Origin of the sequence: Pseudomonas sp. B21128, from assembly GCF_044218865.1 — a bacterium.
Lineage (GTDB): Bacteria > Pseudomonadota > Gammaproteobacteria > Pseudomonadales > Pseudomonadaceae > Aquipseudomonas > Aquipseudomonas iridis.
Map to the genome: position 1 here is coordinate 3,573,649 of NZ_CP162590.1, position 19,982 is coordinate 3,593,630.

A 19,982-nucleotide genomic window follows, 5' to 3' on the forward strand; every position below is an offset into this window, starting at 1 on the left:
TTACCGGGCCGAAGCGAGTTGAGTGAAGGCGGTGCCGAGCCACTGCTGTACGCCATGCATCGTGGCCGCAGAAGTGTCGAGGAACGGTTGCGGGTAGACGCCGAGGTAAATCAGCAGCACCGCAAGGCCTAGCACCATGATCAGTTCGCGAGCGTCCATACCGTGCAGAATCGAATCCGATTTCGACGGACCGAAGTACGCACGGTGGATCATGATCAGCGAGTAGACCGAACCGAACACCAGGCCGGAGGTGGCAATCGCAGTGATCCAAGGCCAGCTCGCGAAAGAACCGATCAGGATCAGGAACTCGCCGACGAAGTTACCGGTACCCGGCAGACCCAAGGATGCGGCTGCAAAGAACAGGCTGATCGCCGGCAGGTAAGCAATACGCGACCACAGACCGCCCATCTCACGCATGTCACGCGTGTGCAGACGCTCGTACAACTGACCGCTGAGGATAAACAGTGCGGCTGCCGAGACACCGTGCGCCAGCATCTGGATCACTGCACCTTGCAGGGCCAGTTGGCTGCCGGAGTAGATGCCGATCAACACGAAGCCCATGTGGGAAACGGAAGAGAAGGCGATCAGACGCTTGATGTCGGTTTGCGCGAACGCCAGGAACGCACCGTAGAAGATCCCGATCAGACCGAGGGTCATGGCGATCGGCGCGAACTCGGCCGAGGCATTCGGGAACAGCGGCAGGGCGAAACGCAGCAGGCCGTAGGCAGCGGTTTTCAGCAGGATACCGGCGAGGTCGACGGAACCTGCGGTCGGTGCCTGGGCGTGCGCATCAGGCAACCACGAGTGGAACGGTACAACCGGCAGCTTGACCGCGAAGGCGATGAAGAAGCCGAGCATCAGGATGTACTCGGTGGTCATCGACATCTTGGTTTTCAACAGGTCGGCGTAGTTGAAGGTAATCACGCCCGTGTTGTTGAAGTTGACCAGTACCAGACCGAGGATCGCCACCAGCATGATCAGGCCGGAAGCCTGAGTGAAGATGAAGAACTTGGTTGCTGCGTAGATCCGGGTTTTCTTGCCGTCCGAAGAACTGTGACCCCAGAGCGCGATGAGGAAGTACATCGGCACCAGCATCATTTCCCAGAAGAAGAAGAACATGAACAGGTCGAGGGCGAGGAACACGCCGACAACGCCGCCCAGGATCCACATCAGGTTCAGGTGGAAGAAGCCAACGTGACGTTGAATCTCTTTCCACGAGCAGAGCACCGAGAGGATGCCCAGCAGACCGGTCAGCAGGATCATCAGCAGCGACAGGCCGTCGAGGGCTAGGTGCACGCTGATGCCGAAACGCGCGATCCAGATGTGCTTGAACTCAAGCGCCCAGGTCGGATCGGCGCCAGGCGCCGGGGCAAATGAATAGTTGCCGGTTGCCCACAGCCAGAGGCCGATCGCGAGCAACAGGGACATGGTGATCAGCGCAATCCAGCGGGGCAGGGTAGCGCCGAAGCGCTCACCCATCCAGCACAGCAGGCCGCCGATGAAGGGGATCAGGATTAGCCAAGGCAGAATCATGACGGGCTCGTTTCCTTTCGCAAATTCGCAAGGTTCATATCAGACCGCTACCAGCACGATGGCGCCGATGACCAGCACGGCACCAGCAGCCATCGAAGCAGCGTACCAACGCAGTTGACCGGTCTCGGTGCGGCTCAGGGCTGTGTGACCACCCTTGGCCATACGCGGGATCAGACCCATGGTCTGGTCGAGCGGGTCTTTGCGCAGGATGTGGCTGATCGCAAGGTACGGCTTGACGAACAGTTTGTCGTAGATCCAGTCGAAGCCCCAGGCAGCGAACCACCAGGCCGACAGGAAACGCCCGATGCCGCTGTTGGCAATCGCCGTCACGAAGCGACGCTTGCCGAGGAACAGCAGGGCCGCCAGCAGGATACCGGCCAGGGCGATGGCGCCCGAGGCGATTTCCAGACTGTGCTTGGCTTCGCCACCGGCATGGCCAACGCTTTCTGGCAGTACGCCGTGCAGCGGTGGAACGATCATGGCGCCGATGAAAGTCGACAGCACGATCAGCACCGACAATGGCAGCCAGTGAGCGATACCGTGACCGGCGTGCGCTTCAGTCTTGGCTTCACCGTGGAACGTGATGAAGATCAGGCGGAAGGTGTAGAGCGAGGTCATGAACGCGCCGACCAGACCTGCGTAGAGCAGACCGTGGTTGCCGCTGGCGAACGCTTCCCAGAGGATTTCGTCCTTGGAGTAGAAGCCTGCGGTTACCAGTGGCAGGGCAGACAGAGCCGCGCCGCCGACGATGAAGCTGGCGTAGGCCAGTGGCAGTTTCTTCCACAGGCCGCCCATCTTGAAGATGTTCTGCTCGTGGTGGCAGGCAACGATCACCGCACCGGAGGCAAGGAACAGCAGCGCCTTGAAGAAGGCGTGGGTCATCAGGTGGAAGATCGCGCCATCCCAGGCACCCACGCCCAGCGCCAGGAACATGTAGCCGATCTGGCTCATGGTCGAGTAGGCGAGGATACGTTTGATGTCGGTTTGAACCAGAGCGGCGAAACCGGCGAGTACCAGCGTCACACCACCCACGATGCCGACCAGGTGCAGGATGTCCGGCGCCAGGGTGAACAAGCCGTGGGTACGGGCGATCAGGTAAACACCTGCGGTTACCATGGTCGCGGCGTGGATCAGTGCCGAAACCGGGGTAGGACCGGCCATCGCGTCCGCGAGCCAGGTTTGCAGAGGCAGTTGCGCCGATTTACCGACCGCACCGCCCAGCAGCATCAGAGTCGCCAGGGTGATCCAGAAGTCGCCGACCTGGAATTTCTGCGGTGCCAGCACCAGCAGTTCCTGGATGTTCAGCGTGCCCACTTGCTGGAACAGGATGAACAGACCGATGGCCATGAACACGTCGCCGATCCGGGTCACGATGAAGGCCTTGAGTGCGGCGTTACCGTTGTTGCGGTTGCTGTAGTAGAAACCGATCAACAGGTACGAGCACAGGCCCACGCCTTCCCAGCCGAAGTACAGGAACAACAGGTTATCGCCCAGGACCAGGAACAGCATGCTGGCGATAAACAGGTTGGTGTACGAGAAGAAGCGCGAGTAACCCGCTTCACCGCGCATGTACCAGGAGGCGAACAGGTGGATCAGGAAACCCACGCCCACCACCACACCGAGCATGGTGATCGACAGGCCGTCGATGTAGAGGGCGAAGTCAGGCTTGAAGCCTTCCACTGCCATCCACTGCCACAGCACCAGGGTGTAGTGACCGCCCTCGGGAGGCGCGACGTTGAATTGCCAGATAACGTAGGCGGTGACAATCGCCGACAGGCCAATGGAGCCCACGCCGATCAGCGCCGAGAGGTTTTCCGACCAGCGTCCACGAGAGAACGACAGCAGCAGGAACCCGATCAGGGGGAATACGAAAGTCAGAAAGATTAGGTTCATCCGCGCATCTCACTGGCAGCGTCGATATCGAGCGTGTGGAAGCGGCGATACAGTTGCAGCAGGATCGCCAGGCCAATACTGGCCTCGGCAGCTGCAAGGCTGATCACCAGGATGAACATGATCTGTCCATCCGGCTGGCCCCAGCGGGCGCCAGCAACGATGAAGGCCAGTGCAGAGGCGTTCATCATCACTTCCAGACTCATCAACACGAACAAAATGTTGCGACGAACCATCAGGCCGACGAGGCCGAGGCAGAACAGGATGCCGGCAACCGCCAGACCATGCTCAAGAGGGATAGCAGGCATAAGTTACTCCGTCGCCTCGTTGCGGCCCAAATGGAACGCCGTGACGGCTGCGGCAAGCAGCAGCATCGAGGCGAGTTCGACCACCAGCAGATACGGGCCGAACAGGCTGATGCCCACGGCTTTTGCATCGACGGTGGTGTGGCCGATGGCCTGGCCGCTCTGGTGAGCGAACAGCACATACAGCAATTCGGCCAGCAGCAGGCCGGCGAGAATCACCGGCCCGGCCCAGATACCGGGCTTGAGCCAGACGCGTTCCTGCTGAACCGCGGCGGGGCCGAGGTTGAGCATCATCACCACGAACACGAACAGCACCATGATGGCGCCCGCGTAGGCGATCACTTCCAGCACACCGGCGAACGGTGCGCCGAGGGCGAAGAAGGTCATGGCCACGGCGATCAACGAGATGATCAGGTAGAGCAGGGCGTGCACAGGGTTGGTGTTGGTGACCACACGAAGCGTGGCCACAACCGCGATACCCGATGCGAAATAGAAAGCGAATTCCATCGTTCTTCCTTAAGGCAGCAAGCTCTTCACGTTGATCGGTTCGGCTTCGTTCTGCGCAGCGCCTTTCGGCTTGCCAGCGATTGCCATACCTGCAACACGATAGAAGTTGTAATCAGGGTTTTTGCCGGGGCCGGAGATCAGCAGATCTTCTTTCTCGTACACCAGGTCCTGACGTTTGAACTCGGCCATCTCGAAATCCGGAGTCAACTGGATTGCGGTGGTCGGACAGGCTTCCTCGCAGAGGCCGCAGAAAATGCAGCGCGAGAAGTTGATACGGAAGAAGTCCGGGTACCAGCGACCGTCTTCGGTTTCAGCTTTCTGCAACGAGATGCAACCCACCGGGCACGCCACGGCGCACAGGTTGCAGGCTACGCAGCGCTCTTCGCCATCGGGGTCACGGGTCAGGACGATACGACCACGGTAGCGTGGTGGCAGGTAGACCGCTTCTTCCGGATATTGCAGGGTGTCGCGCTTGCGAAAGCCATGGCCGAAGACCATGACCAGGCTGCGCAACTGGGTACCGGTACCCTTAACGATGTCGCCAATATATTTGAACATGGGTCAAATCCTCACTGAACCGCAACCGCGGGCGTGTTCAACAACACAACCGCAGCGGTCACCAGCAAATTGATCAGGGTCAGTGGCAGGCAGAACTTCCAGCTGAAGTCCATCACCTGGTCATAACGCGGACGCGGAATAGAGGCGCGCAGCAGGATGAACAGCATGATGAAGAACGCGGTCTTCAGGGCGAACCACAGGAACGACAGTTGCGGCAGGATGCCGAACGGACCGTGCCAGCCACCGAAGAACAGGGTGACCAGCAGCGCCGAGATCAAGATGATGCCGATGTATTCGCCAACGAAGAACATGCCCCATTTCATGCCGGCGTATTCAATGTGGTAACCGTCAGCCAGTTCCTGCTCCGCTTCCGGCTGGTCGAACGGGTGACGGTGAGTCACGGCGACGCCAGCGATGAAGAAGGTACAGAAGCCGAAGAACTGCGGAATGATGAACCACAGGTTCTGCGCCTGGTACTCGACGATGTCGCGCATGTTGAACGAGCCGACCTGCACCACGATGCCCATCAGGGCCAGGCCCATGAATACTTCGTAGGACACGGTCTGCGCCGAGGCACGCAAGGCACCCAGCAGGGCGAACTTGTTGTTACTCGACCAGCCGGCGAACAACACCGCGTAGACCGACAGACCGGCCATGGCGAAGAAGAACAGCAGGCCGATGTTCAGGTCCGCGACACCCCAGGTCGGGGTGATCGGGATGATCGCGAACGCAATCAGCAAGGCCGACATGGCCACAACCGGTGCCAGGGTGAAGATCACCTTGTCGGCAAACGGTGGCGTCCAGTCTTCCTTGAAGAACATCTTCAGCATGTCGGCGGCGATCTGGAACATACCAAACGGACCAACGCGGTTCGGACCGTAACGGTCCTGCCACCAGCCCAGCAGGCGACGTTCGACAAAGCTGAGCAACGCGCCCGCGACCACTACGGCCAGCAGAATCACGATGGCTTTGACGACCGTCAGGATCACATCGATCACTTCAGGGGTGAACCAGGTCATTGCGCTGCCTCCTGCAGACCGTCGACGGATACGCCGGCGAATGCCGGTGGAATGCCGGCGATGCCCGCAGGCAGTGCCACCAGACCGGCGCCCAGTTCTTCATTGATGCGCAGCGGCAGACGCAGGGTCTGACCGGCCACGTTCAGGCTCAGCAGCGCACCTTCGTTGACGCCCAGGCGATCCGCTTCGGACTTGGCCAATGCAACGTAAGCCGTCGGAATGCGTTCCTGAACCGGAGCGGCTTTCGAAGAGTTTTCTTCGCTGCCGAACAGGTGGAAGAACGGCACGGCTTGCCAGGTACCCGGCATCGGGTTGAACGCACGCGGCGCGGCAGCGAACCAGTTCAGTGAATCGCCCGTGCTTTCGATCAGGCGGGTGCCCGGATCGCCAGCGCGCAAGTGACCACCGACTTCGTCCTGGAACTTGTTCCAGGCTTGCGGCGAGTTCCAGCCCGGCGACCAGGCAAATGGCACTTGCTGACGCGGTTCGCTGGAGCCCGAGTAACCTTCCATGGAGAAGGCGAACGCGGTGTCTTTGTCTTGCGGGGTGCGTGGTTCGTGAACGCTGATGTCGGCGCGCATCGCGGTGCGACCGGAATAACGCAGCGGCTCACGCGCCAGTTTCAGACCCTTGATGCGGAACGCCGCGGACGGCGCCGCGTCGACGATACGCGCCAGTTGCGCGGTGCTCGAAGCAACGGCAGCGGTGACGTGGTCGAGTTGCGTCCAGTCGATCGGCTGATTCAGCAGGGTGGCGCGCAGGGCGTGCAGCCAGCGCCAGCCTTCGTGCACCAGAATGCTCGCGTCCAGGTATTGCGGATCGAAAACCTGGAAGAAGCGCTGGGCGCGACCTTCCTGACTGACCAGCGTACCGTCGCCTTCAGCGAAGCTGGCGGCTGGCAGAACCAGATGCGCGCGATCGCTGGTAGCGGTCTTCTGATGGTCAGCGACGATCACCACTTTCGCGGCGTTCAGCGCTGCATCGACCTTGTCTTTGGCGGTGCGGGTGTAGAGATCGTTTTCCAGCACGACGATAGCGTCGGCCTTGCCATCGATCACTGCTTGCAGCGCAGCATCAACCGATTCGCCACCGAGCATCGCCAAGCCGAGGCTGTTGGCTTCCGGCACGATCAGGCTGATGGAACCGTTCTTCTCGCGCAGCTTCAGGGCCTTCGCGATGTTGGCCGCAGCCTCGATCAGCGCTTTGGAACCCAGCGAAGTACCGGCGATGATCAGTGGACGCTTGGCGGCGAGCAAGGCATCAGCGATGCGCTTGGCCAGTTCCAGTGCTTCAGCGTCCAGGCCTTCAACAGCCGGTGCGCTGGCGTCCAGCGCGTGAGCCACAGCAAAACCGATGCGCGCCAGATCGTCCGGAGCTGCGTGAACGCATTCTTCGGCGATGTCGTCGAGCTTGGTTTCAGCCAGGCTGGCAATGAACAGCGGGTTCAGCGCGTGCTGACCGATGTTCTTCACCGCGGCATCGAGCCATGGCTGAACGCGCATGGCGTCGGCCATTTCTTCGGCTTTGCCCTTGACCGACTGACGCAGCGACAACGCCATACGGGCGGCGGTCTGGGTCAGGTCTTCACCGAGCACGAAGATGGCGTCGTGGTCTTCGATGTCGCGCATGTTCGGTACTGGCAGCGGGCTGTCATTGAGCACTTGCAGAACCAGACGGATGCGTTCCAGTTCGGACGCTTCGATACCCGAGTAGAAGTGCTCGGCGCCTACCAGTTCACGCAACGCGTAGTTGCTTTCGAGGCTGGCACGCGGCGAACCGATACCGACGATGTTGCGACCGCGCAGCAGATCGGCGGCTTTATCCAGCGCAGCGTCGAGGCTCAGCTTGGTGCCGTCGGCCAGCAGCGGCTGACGTGGACGGTCGGTGCGGTTGACGTAGCCATAACCGAAACGGCCACGGTCGCACAGGAAGTATTGGTTCACCGAACCGTTGAAACGGTTTTCGATGCGACGCAGTTCGCCGTAACGCTCGCCCGGGGAGATGTTGCAACCGCTCGAGCAGCCATGGCAGATGCTCGGCGAGAACTGCATGTCCCACTTGCGGTTGTAGCGCTCGGAGTGAGTCTTGTCGGTGAACACACCGGTCGGGCAGACCTCGGTGAGGTTGCCGGAGAACTCGCTTTCGAGGGTGCCATCTTCGACGCGACCGAAGTACACGTTGTCGTGGGCGCCGAACACACCGAGGTCGGTGCCGCCAGCGTAGTCTTTATAGAAACGCACGCAGCGGTAGCAAGCGATGCAGCGGTTCATTTCGTGGGAAATGAACGGGCCCAGTTGCTGATTCTGGTGAGTACGTTTGGTGAAGCGATAACGGCGCTCGTTGTGGCCGGTCATCACTGTCATGTCTTGCAGGTGGCAGTGACCGCCTTCCTCACAGACTGGGCAGTCGTGCGGGTGGTTGGTCATCAGCCATTCGACAACACTGGCGCGGAATGCCTTGGACTCATCATCGTCGATAGAGATCCAGGTGTTGTCGGTGGCGGGCGTCATGCAGGACATGACGATGCGACCACGGGTGTCGTTCTCGTCGGTGTACTGCTTGACCGCGCACTGGCGGCAAGCCCCGACGCTACCTAGCGCGGGGTGCCAGCAGAAATATGGAATGTCGAGGCCCAGCGACAGACATGCCTGTAACAGGTTGTCTGCCCCGTCGACTTCGAGCGCTTTGCCGTCTACGTGGATAGTGGCCATGGTTCAAAGGTCTTCGTTGGCCCGGTGTCAGCGGGCGTGGCTAATGGAATCTTGTTATCCGTCCGAATCCAGTCAGCCCCGTAAGGCGTCATCGGACGAAAGGCGAAGGGCACGGACCCTTCGCCTTTTAAGCGTTTACGCGCCGATTACGATCGGCCTTGCCAGAGGCGGGACGGCGGCGCTTGCGGGCGCGATACCGGCTTCGAACTCTGGACGGAAGTATTTGATGGCACTGCCCAACGGCTCCACGGCACCCGGTGCGTGAGCACAGAAGGTCTTGCCCGGGCCGAGGAAACCGACCAGACCCAGCAGGGTCTCGATATCACCTGGCTGACCGCGGCCTTCTTCGATGGCCATCAAGAGCTTGACGCTCCATGGCAAACCATCGCGGCACGGGGTGCAGAAACCGCAGGATTCGCGGGCGAAGAACTGCTCCATGTTGCGCAGCAGCGAGACCATGTTGACGCTGTCGTCCACCGCCATGGCCAGACCGGTACCCATACGGGTGCCTACTTTGGCAATGCCGCCGGCGTACATTTGTGCGTCGAGGTGTTCTGGCAGGAGGAAACCGGTACCGGCGCCGCCTGGCTGCCAGGCCTTGAGTTTGAAACCGTCGCGCATGCCGCCGGCGTAGTCTTCGAACAACTCGCGACCGGTAACGCCGAATGGCAATTCCCACAGACCCGGATTCTTGACCTTGCCGGAGAAGCCCATGAGCTTGGTGCCCATGTCTTCAGAGCCTTCGCGGGCCAACGATTTGTACCAGTCAACGCCGTCGGCAATGATCGCCGGCACGTTGCACAGGGTTTCCACGTTGTTCACGCAAGTCGGCTTGCCCCACACGCCGACGGCGGCAGGGAAGGGCGGCTTGGAGCGCGGGTTGGCGCGGCGGCCTTCGAGGGAGTTGATCAGTGCGGTTTCTTCACCGCAGATGTAACGCCCGGCGCCAGTGTGGACGAACAGCTCGAAATCGAAGCCTGAGCCCAGAATGTTCTTGCCCAGCAGGCCTGCCGCCTTGGCTTCTTCCACGGCACGGTTGAGGTGCTTGGCGGCGGTGGTGTATTCGCCGCGCAGGAAGATATAGCCACGGTAGGTTTTCAGCGCGCGCGCGCTGATCAGCATGCCTTCGATCAGCAGATGGGGCAGTTGCTCCATCAGCATGCGGTCTTTCCAGGTGTTCGGCTCCATTTCATCCGCGTTGCACAGCAGGTAGCGGATGTTGATGGATTCGTCCTTGGGCATCAGGCCCCACTTCACACCCGTGGGGAAGCCTGCACCGCCGCGACCTTTCAGGCCTGCGTCTTTCACGGTCTGAACGATGTCGTCCTGGCTCATGTCGGCGAAGGCTTTGCGCGCTGCGGCGTAACCGTTCTTGGCCTGGTACTCGTCGAGCCACACGGCCTCGCCGTCGTCACGCAGACGCCAGGTCAGGGGGTGAGTCTCGGCCGACCGCTGAATGCGGTTGGCAGGACCGAAAGATGTCAGGGTCATACGTAGCCCTCGAGCAGTTTGGCGACGCCAGCAGGCTGCACATCACCAAAGGTGTCGTCGTCGATCATCAGCGCCGGTGCCTTGTCGCAATTGCCGAGGCAGCAGACAGGCAGCAGGGTGAAACGACCGTCGGTGGTGGTCTGACCCAGGCCGATGCCCAGATTGTTCTGGATTTCGCTGACCACTGATTCGTGGCCGCCGATGTAGCAGACCATGCTGTCGCAGACGCGAATGATGTGACGGCCGACGGGCTGACGGAAGATCTGGCTATAGAACGTCGCCACACCTTCAACGTCGCTGGCCGGGATGCCGAGCATCTCGCCGATGGCGTACAGGGCGCCATCCGGCACCCAGCCACGTTCTTTCTGAACGATCTTCAGGGCTTCGATCGACGCCGCGCGCGGATCTTCGTAGTGATGCAGCTCGTGCTCGATGGCCGAGCGCTCGGTTTCACTCAAGGTGAAACGGTCTGTCTGGATAAGCGTGCTGTTCATGCTTAGCGGTCCACGTCGGCCATAACGAAGTCGATACTACCCAGGTACGCAATCAAGTCCGCGACCATGCTGCCTTTGATCACCGAAGGGATCTGTTGCAGGTGCGGGAAGCTTGGAGTGCGGATCCGGGTACGGTAGCTCATGGTGCCGCCGTCGCTCGTCAGGTAATAACTGTTGATGCCCTTGGTCGCTTCGATCATCTGGAAGGATTCGTTGGCCGGCATGACCGGGCCCCACGAAACTTGCAGGAAGTGCGTGATCAAGGTTTCGATGTGCTGCAGCGTGCGCTCTTTGGGCGGCGGCGTGGTCAGCGGGTGATCCGCCTTGTACGGGCCTTCCGGCATGTTGCGCATGCACTGGTCGATGATCTTGATGCTCTGGCGCATTTCTTCAACGCGCACCATGCAGCGGTCGTAGGCATCGCCGTTGGCGGCCAGCGGCACTTCGAACTCGAAGTTCTCGTAGCCCGAGTACGGACGCGCTTTACGCAGGTCGAAATCGCAACCGGTCGAACGCAGGCCGGCACCGGTGACGCCCCATTCCAGGGCCTCTTTGGTGTTGTAGGCGGCAACGCCGATGGTACGACCCTTGAGGATGCTGTTCTGCAGGGCAGCCTTGGTGTATTCGTCGAGGCGTTTTGGCAGCCATTCAACGAAGTCCTTCACCAGTTTTTCCCAGCCGCGCGGCAGGTCGTGGGCAACGCCACCGATGCGGTACCAGGCCGGGTGCAGGCGGAAACCGGTAATGGCTTCGATCACCGTGTACGCCTTCTGGCGGTCGGTGAAGGTGAAGAACACCGGCGTCATCGCGCCAACGTCCTGGATGTACGTACCCAGGAACAGCAGGTGGCTGGTGATCCGGAAGAACTCGGCCATCATGATGCGGATGACGTCGACCTTCTCGGGCACCTTGATGCCGGCCAGCTTCTCGACCGAGAGCACGTACGGCAGGTTGTTCATCACGCCGCCGAGGTAGTCGATACGGTCGGTGTACGGGATGAAGCTGTGCCAGGACTGACGCTCGGCCATCTTCTCGGCGCCACGGTGGTGGTAACCGATGTCCGGAACGCAGTCGACGATTTCTTCACCGTCCAGTTGCAGGATGATACGGAAGGCACCGTGAGCCGAAGGGTGGTTCGGGCCCAGGTTGAGGAACATGTAGTCCTCGTTCACACCGGAACGCTTCATGCCCCAGTCTTCAGGACGGAAGCGCGCGGCTTCTTCCTCAAGCTGTTGCTTGGCGAGGTTGAGGCTGTACGGATCGAATTCGGTGGCGCGCGCCGGGAAGTCCTTGCGCAGCGGGTGACCTTCCCAGGTCGGCGGCATCATGATGCGCGACAGGTGCGGGTGGCCTTTGAAGTCGATGCCGTACATGTCCCAGACTTCACGCTCGTACCAGTTGGCGTTCGGCCAGATGCTGGTGACGGTCGGCAAGCTCAGGTCGCTCTCGGACAAGGCGACCTTGATCATCACGTCACTATTACGCTCAAGCGACATGAGGTGATAGAACACGGTGAACTCGGCGTCCGATGGCAGCCCTTGACGCTTGGTGCGCAGACGCTCGTCCACGCCGTGCAGGTCATAGAGCATGACGTACGGCTTGGGCAGGTTGCGCAGGAAAGTCAGGACTTCGACGAGTCTGGCACGCGCCACCCACAGCACCGGCATGCCGGTGCGGGTTGGCTGGGCGGTGAACGCCTCCGGGCCAAAACGGTTGTTCAATTCAACGACCACATCCTGGTCGTCTGCCTTATAAGGCGGGATGTACAGAGCGCTGCCTGTAGTCATGGTTATTTTTTCGCTTTCGGTCAACGTAAAGAATGAAGCCAGCTTCTTGTTTCTTGGTAAGAACAGATCTGGATCAGACTTCGTCAGGGCTGCGCAGGTTGGTCACTGCGATTCGCTGTTCGCGGCGCTGTTCCTTCTGCGAAGGCATGTCGGCGCGATAAACGCCTTGATCACCAACGACCCAGGAAAGCGGGCGACGCTCCTTGCCAATCGATTCCTGCAACAGCATCAAGCCTTGCAGAAATGCTTCTGGACGGGGCGGGCAGCCAGGTACGTAGACGTCCACCGGCAGGAACTTGTCCACTCCTTGAACCACAGAGTAGATGTCGTACATGCCGCCGGAGTTGGCGCACGAACCCATGGAGATAACCCATTTCGGTTCGAGCATTTGCTCATAGAGACGCTGAATGATCGGCGCCATCTTGATGAAGCAGGTACCGGCGATAACCATGAAGTCGGCCTGACGCGGCGATGCCCGGATAACTTCGGCGCCAAAGCGCGCGATGTCGTGGGGCGCCGTGAAGGCGGTGGTCATTTCCACGTAGCAGCACGACAGACCGAAGTTGTACGGCCACAGGGAGTTTTTACGTCCCCAGTTGACCGCGCCACTCAGCACGTCTTCGAGCTTGCCCATGAAAATGTTTTTGTGAACTTGATCCTCTAACGGATCGGAAACGGTTTCCCGTTCGCCGATCGGGTACTGATCGTTAGGGGCATCGGGGTCGATCCTGGTGAGATTGTATTGCATTGCCAAAGCCTCATTGTTTCAGCTTCGCCTGCCGCTTGCGACGAGCTTCCGGAGCCCAGTCAAGGGCGCCCACTCGGAACAGGTAGACAAGACCTGCCAACAGAATTGCTATGAAAACGAGAGCTTCGACGAATCCGGTCCAGCCGCTTTCGCGGACGGACACAGACCATGCAAAGAGAAAGAGGGCTTCGATATCGAAGATCACGAAGAGCATCGCGACCAGATAGAATTTGGCTGAGAGCCGCAAGCGGGCGCCACCGGTAGGTAGCATGCCCGATTCGAACGGTTCGTTTTTGCTGCGGCCCCAGGCTTTTGACCCGAGGAGGCTGGAGACACCAAGCATGAAGGCACACAGGCCGACGACACCCAGAAGGAAAATGGCAAAGCCCCAGTTGTGGGCCATGAGTCCTGTCGCTTCGGGCATGCTGGTAATCCTTAACAGAGAGCAAAGGTCTCTGAGCTTGATAAAGAAATAGGCAGTGACGATATGTCGCAGCAATCAATCGCGCTGATTTTATGGCTAAACACCCAGCAAGTAAAATTCCTATAGCGAAATTATTTATTGGAATAAGGACATAGCGCACCTGGAATGCCCTGAGGCCCATGCGTTGCGGGCATTAGCCGGGTTTCAATGAATAATGTTTTGTCATGGATGTAACGAACATAGTTGCGTCTGAATGATAATTAATATCGTTTGGGATGGTTTTGTAACTATTTAGCGGCGCAGTCGGTGGGAAGTTGTCTTATATACCCATTACTGCAAGTAGCGGCGGCGTCCGTTTTAGCTGATTTGCCTGGCGTGGATGCCGATCTGGATCAATGTTTTGTCTTGCAGGCTGAAGACGACACCTGTGGGAGCGTGCCTGCTCGCGAAGGCGGTGGGTCAATCGCTGCGTTGGCAAGCTGACATGACGCTTTCGCGAGCAGGCTCGCTCCCACAAGAGGTTTGTGGCGCTTGAGGAATCGCAGGCGAAAAAAAACGCCCCGAACCAGTCGGGGCGTCAGATGTGCAGCGCTGCGGTTAGCTTTTAATCGTTGCGCAACGGCCGTTTACTCAGGCGAAGTCGATCAGTGGAACTGTTCTTCTTCAGTCGAACCGGTCAGTGCGGTGACCGAAGACGTGCCACCCTGAATCACGGTGGTCATGTCGTCGAAGTAGCCGGTGCCCACTTCCTGCTGGTGAGCCACGAAGGTGTAACCCTTGGCGGCGTCAGCGAATTCCTGCTCTTGCAGCTTCACGTAGGCCGTCATGTCGTTGCGGGCGTAGTCGTGCGCCAGGTTGAACATGCTGTGCCACATGTTGTGAATGCCGGCCAGGGTGATGAACTGGTGCTTGTAGCCCATGGCGGACAGTTCGCGCTGGAACTTGGCGATGGTCGCGTCGTCCAGGTTTTTCTTCCAGTTGAAGGAAGGCGAGCAGTTGTACGACAGCAGTTGGTCCGGGTATTCCTTTTTGATCGCTTCAGCAAAGCGACGGGCTTCGTCCAGATCCGGCTTGGCAGTTTCGCACCAGATCAGGTCGGCGTACGGTGCGTAAGCCAGGCCACGGGCGATTGCCTGGTCCAGACCGGCACGAACTTTGTAGAAACCTTCCTGAGTACGCTCGCCAGTCACGAACGGCTGGTCGTACGGGTCGCAGTCGGACGTCAGCAGGTCAGCAGCGTTTGCATCGGTACGCGCCAGAATGATGGTCGGTGTACCGGCAACGTCAGCAGCCAGACGTGCAGCGGTCAGCTTCTGTACGGCTTCCTGGGTAGGAACCAGTACTTTGCCGCCCATGTGGCCGCATTTTTTCACGGAGGCCAGTTGGTCTTCGAAGTGAACGCCGGCGGCGCCTGCTTCGATCATGCTCTTCATCAGCTCGTAAGCGTTCAGCACGCCGCCGAAACCGGCTTCGGCGTCAGCCACGATCGGTGCGAAGTAGTCGATGTAACCTTCGTCGCCCGGGCCTTTGCCGGCTTTCCACTGGATCTGGTCAGCACGACGGAACGAGTTGTTGATGCGCTTGACCACGGTTGGAACCGAGTCCACCGGGTACAGCGACTGGTCCGGGTACATCGATTCTGCGGAGTTGTTGTCCGCAGCGACTTGCCAGCCAGACAGGTAGATGGCCTGGATACCGGCCTTGACCTGCTGAACAGCCTGGCCGCCGGTCAGGGCGCCCATGCAGTTGACGAAATCTTTGTCTGGACGGAAGGACGGCTTGGCACCCTGGGTGACCAGGTTCCACAGCTTCTCGGCGCCGAGTTTTGCAAAAGTGTGCTCAGGTTGAACCGAGCCACGCAGGCGGACGACGTCAGCAGCGGAGTAAGCGCGGGTCACGCCTTTCCAGCGCGGGTTTTCAGCCCAGTCTTTTTCGAGGGCTGCAATTTGCTGTTCGCGTGTCAGTGCCATGGAGATAAACCTCGTCGCGTCTTTTATGAAAAGTTGTTCTGCGGTGGAAAATTCCTGCGCTCGCTGACCAGAAGCTTAGGCGGTCAAGTCGGATTCGGCGGGGTAGGCGACGGGATGAACGATGGGCTCGAGGGGAAGTGAGCAGGTAAGGGCGGACTGCGGGCGCATTCGGGCGTCGTGGGCCTTTGTACGAACTACAGCGTGAAGCCGGGTTACCTAATTACGCTTCCGTCCCTCGGGACAACTTCGTTCCAGTCGGCAACCTCGTCAAACACGCCTTGTGGGCGGTACAGACACGAAGCGGTTCGCGGGGTAGAGGCGAACATCGCTTCGAAGACCCTTGCCAGGGCCTCTGATTAGCGGGAGCGAGGCCATCATGCCTTCGCTTTTTTGCCTCGTCAAACGTTTTGTAGTGCTTTTTTTCAAGCACTACATCTTTCGTCTAATACGACTAATCAGTCAGTTTCCGGTGGTTTAGTCCAAGGCGTCGACTTTCACCTTCAAGGTCATGTCATCCCGGCCTTGAGTCGAGTAGCTGCGGGCCAGGCCCTGTTTGTCGGCCTGAGTCTGGCGATTCACGCCGGCCAGAGTGATCCACTCGCCGAGACGTCCGCTGACGGTTGTGTCGGTACTTTGCACGTTCACTACATCGGGGCGTTCCTGGCTCATACGGTCACGATTGGTCGTGATAGCCAGGTGAACGATGTCGCCGGTGACGCTGGCGGTGACATAGAAACCCTGTGTGACGTTGCGGTACTCGGTCTGGCTGCTGTAATCGCCGTAGGAGTTGCTCTGGCTGCTGGTGATCGGCACGCTCTGGCCGACCTGGATCAGCGCCGGCATGCCGTCGGTAGCCTGAACTTGCTGGACGCCGCCGTCACGGCTGGCGGTGCTGCGGCTGATGATGCGGGTCTGCGCACCATTGACCGAATAACCTTCATCGCCACGGCCGTTGTTTTCATTGGTGTCGACGGTGATCAGCAGGCGTTTGGGTGCCGTGTCGAGCTGAGTGATCAGCGCTTTGAGTTCCTCGATCTTGTCCGGCTCGGCTTTGACGATCAACTGGTTGCCATAGGCGCTGACCTGGCCGTCCTTGCCGATGAAGTCTTGCGCCATCGGCAGCATGTCGGCGCTGGTGCGGAACTTGAGGGGGACGACTTCTGTGGCTGCCATCACCGAAAAACTGCAGCCGAGCAGCAGGGTGGTGAGCAGGGTGCGTAGGGACATGTCCGTTATCTCCGCGTTCGAAAGGCTTGATATTGCCAGTTTGTCGGCCCGGGGTGGGGCAAGTTGAATCGTAGACAGCAAAACGCCCCGGCATCGTTGGATGTCGGGGCGTTTTACGGTGGGCTTCAGGGTCTCTTTGCGAGCCTGCTCGCGAAGGCCGTGCCTCGGTTTCAGCCCGAATGGCGAACCATATCAACGTGCGGAATCCCTGCTTCCAGGAACTCTTCACTGACCAGGCTGAAACCCAGGCGCTCATAAAACGCCGTAGCCTGCACCTGAGCGCTGAGCATCTGCTGCTTCAGGCCGCGCGCTTCAGCTTCAGCGATGACCGCTTGCATCAGCGCATCACCGACCTTCATGCCCCGCCAGTCTTTGAGCACCGACACCCGGCCGATGTGCCCGTCGGGCAGCAGGCGCGCTGTGCCGATCGGAAAGTCGCCTTCAAAGGCCAGAAAATGCACCGCGCTTGCGTCATCCGCGTCCCACTCCAGCTCAGGTGGCACCGATTGCTCAGCGATAAATACCGTCTCACGAATGCGGCGGATCTCGGCGATGTCCTTTTGCCAATCTGCGACACGTACGCGAATCTTATTCATCGGCGAACCCCAGGCTCCCTTGCTTGACCAGCTCGCACAACAGGCCACGACCGTCTTCGTCGTTCAGCCACTCGCCGAGGTTGTCGACATGCAAGGCATCGGCGGCGCAGATCAGTTTCAGCAGCTCGCGCAGTTTGCCCGGCAGGTAACGGCTCTGGCCGCTGGCGAACAGCAGCAGATCGTCATCGACTTCCGACCACGCCAGACGTGCGCTTGGGTTGCGGATCAACACAGCACCATCCTGCAGGGCGCTGAGGAAGTCTTCTTCTTCGACTTCTTCCGGGCCGACGACCAGTTCCGGGTAGCGCGGCTCGGTCATGTACTGGCCGAACCAGGTCAGCAGCAGGCGCTCGTCGCTCATGTGCTCGGCGAGCAGGCTCTTCAGGCGATCCAGTGCGTCGTGTTGAATCTGATGCGGATCGACCGCTGGCTGAGCGTCGGCATCGGTGTAGCGCTCTTCGTCAGTCAGGAACTGGCTGAGGAAATCGGTGAAGTGGGTCAGCACTTCGGATGCGCTTGGTGCGCGGAAACCGACCGAGTAGGTCATGCAGTTATCCACGGCGACGCCGCAGTGAGCCAGGCGCGGCGGCAGGTAAAGCATGTCGCCCGGTTCCAGAACCCACTCTTCAGTCTGTTCGAATTCAGCGAGGATGCGCAGGTCTGCGTGTTGCAGCAGCGGGCTCTCGGAATCGCACATCTGGCCGATTTTCCAGTTGCGCTTGCCGTGACCTTGCAGCAGGAACACGTCGTAGTTGTCGAAGTGCGGACCAACGCTGCCACCTGGCGCGGCGTAACTGATCATCACGTCGTCGACGCGCCAGCTCGGCAGAAAGCGGAAGCTTTCCAGCAGCTCGCTGACTTCCGGCACGAACTGGTCGACTGCCTGAACGAGCAGGGTCCACTCTTTTTCCGGCAATTTGCTGAACTCGTCTTCAGCGAACGGGCCGCGGCGCAGCTCCCATGGGCGCTCGCCGTGCTCGATCACCAGGCGCGATTCAACTTCCTCTTCCAGGGCCAGGCCAGCCAGTTCGTCGGCGTCGATCGGGCTTTCGAAGTCAGGAATCGCCTGGCGGATCAGCAGTGGTTTTTTCTGCCAGTAGTCGCGCAGGAATTCGCGCGCCGTAAGACCGCCCAGAAGTTGAAGAGGAATATCGGAAGTCATATGTAACCTATTGAAAAAAAGCACTTTTCAGACGGGAATAAAAACGCCCGGCGCGGCCGGGCGTCTCAAACGGGTCAAGCGGTCAATCAGATGCGTTTGGCTTGCGCTACAGCGTTACCGATGTAGTTGGCCGGGGTCAGCAGCTTCAGCTCGGCTTTCGCTTCGGCTGGCATGTCCAGGCCGTCGATGAAAGTCTGCAACGCTTCAGGGCTGATGCCCTTGCCGCGGGTCAGTTCTTTCAGCTTCTCGTACGGGTTTTCGATGTTGTAGCGACGCATCACGGTCTGGATTGGCTCAGCCAGAACTTCCCAGCAAGCGTCCAGATCAGCGGCGATCTTCTGCGCGTTCAGCTCAAGCTTGCTGATGCCTTTGAGGCTGGCTTCGTACGCGATCACGCTGTGGGCGAAGCCGACACCGAGATTACGCAGTACGGTGGAGTCGGTCAGGTCGCGCTGCCAGCGGGAGATCGGCAGTTTGCTCGCCAGATGCTGGAACAGCGCGTTGGCGATGCCCAGGTTGCCTTCGGAGTTTTCGAAGTCGATCGGGTTGACCTTGTGCGGCATGGTCGACGAACCGATTTCGCCAGCGATGGTGCGCTGCTTGAAGTAACCCAGGGAGATGTAGCCCCAGATGTCACGGTCGAAGTCGATCAGAATAGTGTTGAAGCGCGCAATGGCGTCGAACAGCTCGGCGATGTAGTCGTGCGGCTCGATCTGCGTGGTGTACGGATTGAAACCCAGGCCCAGCTCGTCTTCGATGAAGGCGCGGGCGTTGGCTTCCCAGTCGATCTGCGGGTAAGCCGACAGGTGAGCGTTGTAGTTGCCGACAGCGCCGTTGATCTTGCCCAGCAGCGGAACGGCAGCGACTTGAGCGATTTGACGCTCGAGGCGGTAAACCACGTTCGCCAGCTCTTTACCCAGAGTGGTCGGGGAGGCGGGTTGGCCGTGGGTGCGCGACAGCATCGGCACGTCGGCGAAACGGATGGCCAGCTCGCGGATGGCGTCGCAGGTCTGACGCATCAGCGGCAGCATTACATCGTCACGGCCTTCGCGCAGCATCAGGGCGTGGGACAGGTTGTTGATGTCCTCGCTGGTGCAGGCAAAGTGGATGAATTCGCTGACGGCGGCCAACTCGGGCAGTTTGGCGGCTTGCTCTTTGAGCAGGTATTCGATCGCCTTGACGTCGTGGTTGGTGGTGCGCTCGATCTCTTTGACGCGCTCGGCGTGCTCCAGCGAGAAGTTTTCAGCCAGTTCATTGAGAACGGCGTTGGCCTCGGCGGAGAAGGCTGGCACTTCAGGGATACCGGCGTGGGCGGCCAGGCGCTGGAGCCAGCGCACTTCAACCAGAACACGGGCACGGATCAGACCGTACTCGCTGAAAATCGGGCGCAGGGCCTGGGTTTTGCCGGCGTAGCGGCCGTCAACAGGGGAAACCGCAGTGAGCGAAGAAAGCTGCATGGGGTGTTCTCGGACAGTCGGGCAACGAAATGGGGCGCGTATCATACATGAAAATATCCGCCGGTCCGTTGCCAACTGACCGGCGTATTACGCGTTACAGACT

Annotated in this window: 17 protein-coding genes; all 17 read right to left on the reverse strand. The window is 59.8% G+C overall.

Going from position 1 to position 19,982, the window contains the following annotated elements; genetic code table 11:
- A complete protein-coding gene (nuoM, locus tag AB4P91_RS15860; protein ID WP_150592314.1) occupies positions 1-1,533 on the reverse strand; it encodes an NADH-quinone oxidoreductase subunit M in 1,533 nt (510 codons plus the stop codon).
- Between the two features lie 39 nt (positions 1,534-1,572).
- Positions 1,573-3,426, reverse strand: a complete 1,854-nt coding sequence (gene nuoL, locus AB4P91_RS15865; protein WP_395603162.1) for an NADH-quinone oxidoreductase subunit L — start codon at positions 3,424-3,426, stop codon at positions 1,573-1,575.
- Positions 3,423-3,731, reverse strand: a complete 309-nt coding sequence (nuoK, locus tag AB4P91_RS15870) for an NADH-quinone oxidoreductase subunit NuoK (protein WP_003223790.1) — start codon at positions 3,729-3,731, stop codon at positions 3,423-3,425. The genes nuoL and nuoK overlap by 4 nt, the downstream gene beginning before the upstream one ends.
- Positions 3,732-3,734: 3 nt before the next feature.
- Entirely contained in the window at positions 3,735-4,235 is a 501-nt protein-coding gene (nuoJ, locus tag AB4P91_RS15875; RefSeq protein ID WP_042559872.1) for an NADH-quinone oxidoreductase subunit J, read from the reverse strand.
- 9 nt (positions 4,236-4,244) lie between these two features.
- A complete protein-coding gene (nuoI, locus tag AB4P91_RS15880; protein ID WP_016987418.1) occupies positions 4,245-4,793 on the reverse strand; it encodes an NADH-quinone oxidoreductase subunit NuoI in 549 nt (182 codons plus the stop codon).
- Between the two features lie 11 nt (positions 4,794-4,804).
- Positions 4,805-5,812 carry an NADH-quinone oxidoreductase subunit NuoH gene (gene nuoH / locus AB4P91_RS15885; RefSeq protein WP_042559870.1) on the reverse strand — a complete coding sequence of 336 codons (1,008 nt, stop codon included), beginning with the start codon at positions 5,810-5,812 and terminating at the stop codon, positions 4,805-4,807.
- Entirely contained in the window at positions 5,809-8,523 is a 2,715-nt protein-coding gene (gene nuoG, locus AB4P91_RS15890) for an NADH-quinone oxidoreductase subunit NuoG (RefSeq protein ID WP_395603163.1), read from the reverse strand. The genes nuoH and nuoG overlap by 4 nt, the downstream gene beginning before the upstream one ends.
- A 135-nt stretch (positions 8,524-8,658) precedes the next feature.
- Entirely contained in the window at positions 8,659-10,014 is a 1,356-nt protein-coding gene (gene nuoF / locus AB4P91_RS15895; RefSeq protein ID WP_150592311.1) for an NADH-quinone oxidoreductase subunit NuoF, read from the reverse strand.
- Positions 10,011-10,508: an NADH-quinone oxidoreductase subunit NuoE gene (gene nuoE / locus AB4P91_RS15900; RefSeq protein ID WP_042559867.1), complete on the reverse strand. Its 498-nt coding sequence runs from the start codon at positions 10,506-10,508 to the stop codon at positions 10,011-10,013. The genes nuoF and nuoE overlap by 4 nt, the downstream gene beginning before the upstream one ends.
- Before the next feature lie 2 nt (positions 10,509-10,510).
- Positions 10,511-12,295, reverse strand: coding sequence for an NADH-quinone oxidoreductase subunit C/D (nuoC, locus tag AB4P91_RS15905; protein WP_047302093.1), 1,785 nt, complete (start codon positions 12,293-12,295; stop codon positions 10,511-10,513).
- A gap of 73 nt (positions 12,296-12,368) precedes the next feature.
- Positions 12,369-13,043, reverse strand: a complete 675-nt coding sequence (locus tag AB4P91_RS15910) for an NADH-quinone oxidoreductase subunit B family protein (protein WP_042559865.1) — start codon at positions 13,041-13,043, stop codon at positions 12,369-12,371.
- A 10-nt stretch (positions 13,044-13,053) separates the two neighbouring features.
- Positions 13,054-13,467: an NADH-quinone oxidoreductase subunit A gene (locus AB4P91_RS15915; RefSeq protein WP_003223812.1), complete on the reverse strand. Its 414-nt coding sequence runs from the start codon at positions 13,465-13,467 to the stop codon at positions 13,054-13,056.
- A 644-nt stretch (positions 13,468-14,111) separates the two neighbouring features.
- A complete protein-coding gene (gene aceA, locus AB4P91_RS15920; protein WP_025858968.1) occupies positions 14,112-15,437 on the reverse strand; it encodes an isocitrate lyase in 1,326 nt (441 codons plus the stop codon).
- Positions 15,438-15,911: 474 nt separating this feature from the next.
- Positions 15,912-16,664: a secretin N-terminal domain-containing protein gene (locus tag AB4P91_RS15925; protein ID WP_150688759.1), complete on the reverse strand. Its 753-nt coding sequence runs from the start codon at positions 16,662-16,664 to the stop codon at positions 15,912-15,914.
- Between the two features lie 170 nt (positions 16,665-16,834).
- Positions 16,835-17,260, reverse strand: coding sequence for a GNAT family N-acetyltransferase (locus AB4P91_RS15930; protein ID WP_395603164.1), 426 nt, complete (start codon positions 17,258-17,260; stop codon positions 16,835-16,837).
- Positions 17,253-18,422, reverse strand: coding sequence for a cupin domain-containing protein (locus AB4P91_RS15935; protein WP_150592308.1), 1,170 nt, complete (start codon positions 18,420-18,422; stop codon positions 17,253-17,255). Before AB4P91_RS15935 ends, AB4P91_RS15930 begins: the two co-directional genes overlap by 8 nt.
- 86 nt (positions 18,423-18,508) lie before the next feature.
- Positions 18,509-19,879, reverse strand: a complete 1,371-nt coding sequence (gene purB / locus AB4P91_RS15940; RefSeq protein ID WP_042559861.1) for an adenylosuccinate lyase — start codon at positions 19,877-19,879, stop codon at positions 18,509-18,511.
- Positions 19,880-19,982 lie beyond the last annotated feature (103 nt).

Excerpts from the sequence above, each read along its gene's own strand:
- nuoM (WP_150592314.1), bottom strand. The coding sequence starts at position 1,533 with ATGATTCTGCCTTGGCTAATCCTGATCCCCTTCATCGGCGGCCTGCTG.
- nuoL (WP_395603162.1), bottom strand. The coding sequence starts at position 3,426 with ATGAACCTAATCTTTCTGACTTTCGTATTCCCCCTGATCGGGTTCCTG.
- nuoK (WP_003223790.1), bottom strand. The coding sequence starts at position 3,731 with ATGCCTGCTATCCCTCTTGAGCATGGTCTGGCGGTTGCCGGCATCCTG.
- nuoJ (WP_042559872.1), bottom strand. The coding sequence starts at position 4,235 with ATGGAATTCGCTTTCTATTTCGCATCGGGTATCGCGGTTGTGGCCACG.
- nuoI (WP_016987418.1), bottom strand. The coding sequence starts at position 4,793 with ATGTTCAAATATATTGGCGACATCGTTAAGGGTACCGGTACCCAGTTG.
- nuoH (WP_042559870.1), bottom strand. The coding sequence starts at position 5,812 with ATGACCTGGTTCACCCCTGAAGTGATCGATGTGATCCTGACGGTCGTC.
- nuoG (WP_395603163.1), bottom strand. The coding sequence starts at position 8,523 with ATGGCCACTATCCACGTAGACGGCAAAGCGCTCGAAGTCGACGGGGCA.
- nuoF (WP_150592311.1), bottom strand. The coding sequence starts at position 10,014 with ATGACCCTGACATCTTTCGGTCCTGCCAACCGCATTCAGCGGTCGGCC.
- nuoE (WP_042559867.1), bottom strand. The coding sequence starts at position 10,508 with ATGAACAGCACGCTTATCCAGACAGACCGTTTCACCTTGAGTGAAACC.
- nuoC (WP_047302093.1), bottom strand. The coding sequence starts at position 12,295 with ATGACTACAGGCAGCGCTCTGTACATCCCGCCTTATAAGGCAGACGAC.
- AB4P91_RS15910 (WP_042559865.1), bottom strand. The coding sequence starts at position 13,043 with ATGCAATACAATCTCACCAGGATCGACCCCGATGCCCCTAACGATCAG.
- AB4P91_RS15915 (WP_003223812.1), bottom strand. The coding sequence starts at position 13,467 with ATGCCCGAAGCGACAGGACTCATGGCCCACAACTGGGGCTTTGCCATT.
- aceA (WP_025858968.1), bottom strand. The coding sequence starts at position 15,437 with ATGGCACTGACACGCGAACAGCAAATTGCAGCCCTCGAAAAAGACTGG.
- AB4P91_RS15925 (WP_150688759.1), bottom strand. The coding sequence starts at position 16,664 with ATGTCCCTACGCACCCTGCTCACCACCCTGCTGCTCGGCTGCAGTTTT.
- AB4P91_RS15930 (WP_395603164.1), bottom strand. The coding sequence starts at position 17,260 with ATGAATAAGATTCGCGTACGTGTCGCAGATTGGCAAAAGGACATCGCC.
- AB4P91_RS15935 (WP_150592308.1), bottom strand. The coding sequence starts at position 18,422 with ATGACTTCCGATATTCCTCTTCAACTTCTGGGCGGTCTTACGGCGCGC.
- purB (WP_042559861.1), bottom strand. The coding sequence starts at position 19,879 with ATGCAGCTTTCTTCGCTCACTGCGGTTTCCCCTGTTGACGGCCGCTAC.